The sequence below is a fragment of the Fulvimarina uroteuthidis genome (genome assembly GCF_034321785.1).
GTDB classification, from domain to species: domain Bacteria; phylum Pseudomonadota; class Alphaproteobacteria; order Rhizobiales; family Rhizobiaceae; genus Fulvimarina; species Fulvimarina uroteuthidis.
This window is the reverse complement of record NZ_JAXLPB010000017.1, coordinates 1-5,000: the sequence shown is the minus strand read 5'-3', so window position 1 is coordinate 5,000 and position 5,000 is coordinate 1. Positions and strand designations below refer to the sequence as shown.

At 55.1% G+C, this 5,000-nt stretch carries 1 protein-coding gene, 2 tRNA genes and 2 rRNA genes (1 of these 5 running past the window's edge); all 5 read right to left on the bottom strand.

What is annotated here, in order from left to right:
* A 23S ribosomal RNA gene (locus tag U0C82_RS18885) occupies window positions 1-1,779 on the bottom strand (it extends 1,139 nt beyond the left edge of the window).
* A 435-nt stretch (window positions 1,780-2,214) separates the two neighbouring features.
* Window positions 2,215-2,370 carry a hypothetical protein gene (locus U0C82_RS18880; protein WP_322189401.1) on the bottom strand — a complete coding sequence of 52 codons (156 nt, stop codon included), beginning with the start codon at window positions 2,368-2,370 and terminating at the stop codon, window positions 2,215-2,217.
* Between the two features lie 112 nt (window positions 2,371-2,482).
* Window positions 2,483-2,558: transfer RNA gene (locus tag U0C82_RS18875), tRNA-Ala, on the bottom strand.
* 156 nt (window positions 2,559-2,714) lie between these two features.
* Window positions 2,715-2,791, bottom strand: a tRNA-Ile gene (locus tag U0C82_RS18870).
* Window positions 2,792-3,160: 369 nt separating this feature from the next.
* A 16S ribosomal RNA gene (locus U0C82_RS18865) occupies window positions 3,161-4,646 on the bottom strand.
* The 16S and 23S rRNA genes sit together here with 2 tRNA genes alongside, the layout of an rRNA operon.
* Window positions 4,647-5,000 lie beyond the last annotated feature (354 nt).

Sequence of the window (5,000 nt, the reverse complement as noted above, 5' to 3'; positions counted from 1 at the left end):
CACTTGCGTCCATTGGGGTCACGCTTCTTCCGAAGTTACGCGTGCAATTTGCCGAGTTCCTTCAGCATAGTTCTCTCAAGCGCCTTAGTATGCTCTACCAATCCACCTGTGTCGGTTTCGGGTACGGTCTATATGATGGGGCTATTTCCTGGAACCGCTTCGCTGCACGATCAATCCGTTAAGACCGTACAACACACGCAATCCGTCACATCCCATCAGGCCCACGAATATTGAACGTGGTTCCCATCGCCTACGCCTTTCGGCCTCGGCTTAGGGGCCGGCTAACCCTGCTCAGATTAACTTTAAGCAGGAACCCTTGGATTTTCGGCGAGGGAGTCTCTCACTCCCTTTATCGTTACTCATGTCAGCATTCGCACTTCCAATACCTCCAGGACCCCTCACGGATATCCCTTCACAGGCCTATGGAACGCTCCGCTACCACACGTCAAAGACGTGTCCTCAGCTTCGGTGCATGGCTTGAGCCCCGGTACATTTTCGGCGCAAAGACCCTTGATTAGACCAGTGAGCTGTTACGCTTTCTTTAAATGATGGCTGCTTCTAAGCCAACATCCTGGTTGTTTTGGGATCTTCACATCCTTTCCCACTTAGCCATGACTTGGGGACCTTAGATGGAGGTCAGGGTTGTTTCCCTCTCGACGACGGACGTTAGCACCCGCCGTCTGTCTGCCGGATAGTGCTTCCAGGTATTCGGAGTTTGGTTAGGATCAGTAAGACGGTGAGTCCCCATAGCCCATCCAGTGCTCTACCCCCTGGAGCATTCAGCCGACGCTCTACCTAAATAGATTTCGCGGAGAACCAGCTATTTCCAAGTTTGATTGGCCTTTCACCCCTAGCCACAAGTCATCCCGATCTATTGCAACAGATATGGGTTCGGCCCTTCAGTGCGTGTTACCGCACCTTCAGCCTGCTCATGGCTAGATCACTTGGTTTCGGGTCTAATCCAACAAACTAAAGCGCCCATTTCAGACTCGCTTTCGCTGCGCCTACACCTACCGGCTTAAGCTTGCTTGTTAGACTAAGTCGCTGACCCATTATACAAAAGGTACGCGGTCACCCTTGCGGGCTTCCACTGTTTGTAGGCATTCGGTTTCAGGTTCTCTTTCACTCCCCTCGTCGGGGTGCTTTTCACCTTTCCCTCACGGTACTGGTTCGCTATCGGTCATGCACGAGTACTTAGGCTTGGAGGGTGGTCCCCCCACGTTCAGACAGGATTTCACGTGTCCCGCCCTACTCTAGGACTTCATGACAAATTACGCCTACGGGGCTATCACCCAATCGCGCCATGCTTTCCAACATGTTCAGCTTGTCATCATGAAGCCACTGGCCTGGTCCGCGTTCGCTCGCCGCTACTGACGGAGTCTCGGTTGATGTCCTTTCCTCCAGGTACTGAGATGTTTCAGTTCCCCGGGTTCGCTTCTTTAACCCTATTTCATTCAGATCAAAGATACCTTCTCTGACTACCGTTAACTCTAGCCGCTCACGCCAGATCGCCAAAGGCGATCAGCTCCGCGTGGGCGGGCCACAAGGCCCGACGGCCGTTCGGCCTTTGGCGCTGCCAAACTCAAAAAGTACGGCAACATCCCAAACGCAAACGGCGCAGCAGTTAGAACTTAACGGTAGTCGAAGGTGGGTTTCCCCATTCGGAAATCGCCGGATCAAAGCTTATTCGCAGCTCCCCGACGCTTATCGCAGCGTATCACGTCCTTCATCGCCTGTGCATGCCAAGGCATCCACCAAATGCCCTTTAGACACTTGATCGTTCCCATCGCCCATGATCATCGGTTCGTTCGCCGGAGGCGAACCAACCTGTTTCTTTGCAGCTCACGCCAGATCGCTTGCGCGATCGGCTCCGCCGGGGCGGACCATAAGGTCCGACGGCCGTTCGGCCGACGCTGGACAGGGCCCAACGCTCCATACGAACTGCGCCTTGCTGAACGTTCCCCCTTTTGCAAAGGAACGCGTTTGGCAAGACATTACCCGCCGCCCGTCAGGGCAGCGCATAAAGCTGCAAGATCAGTTGAGAGAGATCATGGTCGATCAGATCATTCTTCTTCTTCTTCGAGACACACCGCCTAAGCCGTGCCGGATGTGCAATCCGGCCACAGCCTCCTGCAGCGATGTGTCATGCCAGCCGGATCTTCAATCCAGCTGGCGAAAGACCAGCTTCTCGAGACGGATCCAGTCAATGCGCGGTCAGGCGACAAAGGCTTTCATGGACCGGTATCGTCGATCCAGCGAGAAGCGATGAACTTCCCATTGCTGGCGATACCGACCGGCAGAACCGTCAAACCCTTTGCCTAAAAGCAAAGCCACTTCGGAGCGAAGCGCGGGGACAAACCCCTGAGCCATGCGACGATCCTTCCAGATCCGTCTTCTTCTTCACAATGTATCAGAACAGGCAACCCGGGCGACGTCTCGTCAAACCCAAGGCTGCAAACCTTGTCTTTCTCTCTTGGATAAATGGTGGAGCCTATCGGGATCGAACCGATGACCCTCTGCTTGCAAAGCAGATGCTCTCCCAGCTGAGCTAAGGCCCCATTTCCTGCCGCTCACGCGCGAACCCGCGCTCCGCAAGGGCGGACCAGAGGCCCGACGGGCGTTCGCCCGGCGCTTGGCTTCTTCGATGCACCACCGACAGTGCGGCGGAACAGAAGCGTAAACTTGCATTCTCGTGTCCGACACCGCACCAAAAATGGTGGGCCCGGGTAGATTCGAACTACCGACCTCACCCTTATCAGGGGTGCGCTCTAACCAACTGAGCTACGGGCCCGGCATGCCGACGACGATCGACAGCAAAACAACAGGACCCAAAGACCGGAATTGCGCGAAGCCAAAACGTAGCGCAACCGCGCGTCGCCGCTGATGCGGCGCCCCGTCCGGAGCCCCTCGGGCGTGAGGACACTTGAACATATCCAAGAGAAGAAAGAGAAACGAAGGCGGCGCAAGGCGGCCTGACGCCGTGGCGAACCGTGACGGCTCGCTCATAGGCGTTTCATCGATAACCACGATCGCTCGTGGGCGGTGCTCGTCTGACTGACGAACACCTTGTGTTCTAAAACGATCTGATACGGATAAACTCCCCGAAGCCTGATACAAAAAGCATCAGGGGCCGGAAAGCCCGATAAAAGATCATCCTTAGAAAGGAGGTGATCCAGCCGCAGGTTCCCCTACGGCTACCTTGTTACGACTTCACCCCAGTCGCTGACCCTACCGTGGTTGGCTGCCTCCCTTAACGGGTTAGCGCACCACCTTCGGGTAGAACCAACTCCCATGGTGTGACGGGCGGTGTGTACAAGGCCCGGGAACGTATTCACCGTGGCATGCTGATCCACGATTACTAGCGATTCCAACTTCATGCACCCGAGTTGCAGAGTGCAATCCGAACTGAGACGGCTTTTGGAGATTAGCTCACCATCGCTGGCTTGCTGCCCACTGTCACCGCCATTGTAGCACGTGTGTAGCCCAGCCCGTAAGGGCCATGAGGACTTGACGTCATCCCCACCTTCCTCTCGGCTTATCACCGGCAGTCCCCTTAGAGTGCCCAACTGAATGATGGCAACTAAGGGCGAGGGTTGCGCTCGTTGCGGGACTTAACCCAACATCTCACGACACGAGCTGACGACAGCCATGCAGCACCTGTCACTCTGCCCCGAAGGGAACCATTCGTCTCCAAATGGCGTCAGAGGATGTCAAGAGCTGGTAAGGTTCTGCGCGTTGCTTCGAATTAAACCACATGCTCCACCGCTTGTGCGGGCCCCCGTCAATTCCTTTGAGTTTTAATCTTGCGACCGTACTCCCCAGGCGGGAAGCTTAATGCGTTAACTGCGCCACCGAGCTGTAAACAACCCGACGGCTAGCTTCCATCGTTTACGGCGTGGACTACCAGGGTATCTAATCCTGTTTGCTCCCCACGCTTTCGCACCTCAGCGTCAGTTGTGGACCAGTCAGCCGCCTTCGCCACTGGTGTTCCTGCGAATATCTACGAATTTCACCTCTACACTCGCAATTCCACTGACCTCTTCCACACTCTAGATAGCCAGTATCAGAGGCAGTTCCGGGGTTGAGCCCCGGGATTTCACCCCTGACTTAAATATCCGCCTACGTGCGCTTTACGCCCAGTAATTCCGAACAACGCTAGCCCCCTTCGTATTACCGCGGCTGCTGGCACGAAGTTAGCCGGGGCTTCTTCTGTGGGTACCGTCATTATCGTCCCCACTGAAAGAGCTTTACAATCCTAAGACCGTCATCACTCACGCGGCATGGCTGGATCAGGCTTGCGCCCATTGTCCAATATTCCCCACTGCTGCCTCCCGTAGGAGTTTGGGCCGTGTCTCAGTCCCAATGTGGCTGATCATCCTCTTAGACCAGCTAAGGATCGTCGCCTTGGTGAGCCATTACCTCACCAACTAGCTAATCCTACGCGGGCTCATCCATCCCCGATAAATCTTTCCCCAAAAGGGCGTATACGGTCTTAATTCCAGTTTCCCGGAGCTATTCCGTAGGGATGGGTAGATTCCCACGCGTTACTCACCCGTCTGCCGCTCACCCCGAAGGATGCGCTCGACTTGCATGTGTTAAGCCTGCCGCCAGCGTTCGTTCTGAGCCAGGATCAAACTCTCAGGTTTGATCAAAGAGTTATAACCCTGACACTCGTCGTTCGTTCGAACTCAAAGCAATCAGACGAAGAAACAGAACCAGGATCGCTCCCAGCCCCGTTCCGCCAATCCCAAAGCACCCAAAGCCAAAGCCAAAGGCGCAAAAAAGATCGACGTCATCTAATATGCTGTTGAAAGACGAGACAAATGTCAGCGCTCAAAGCTCTCCCCAGTCATTCCATCAGCCAAAGGTAGCCAACAAAACGCCGGGAGCCGCCCAAACGCCGCCCACGTCTCTCTTTCTTCTCGATTTCATAACCAACTTGTCAAAGATCACGCCAAACCAAATCAGCGCCGGACAACCAACCAAACCCCAAAAGGCCA

What these genes read in the sequence shown, in the direction of transcription:
- U0C82_RS18880 (WP_322189401.1), bottom strand. Translation starts at nt 2,370, where the DNA reads ATGGCTCAGGGGTTTGTCCCCGCGCTTCGCTCCGAAGTGGCTTTGCTT.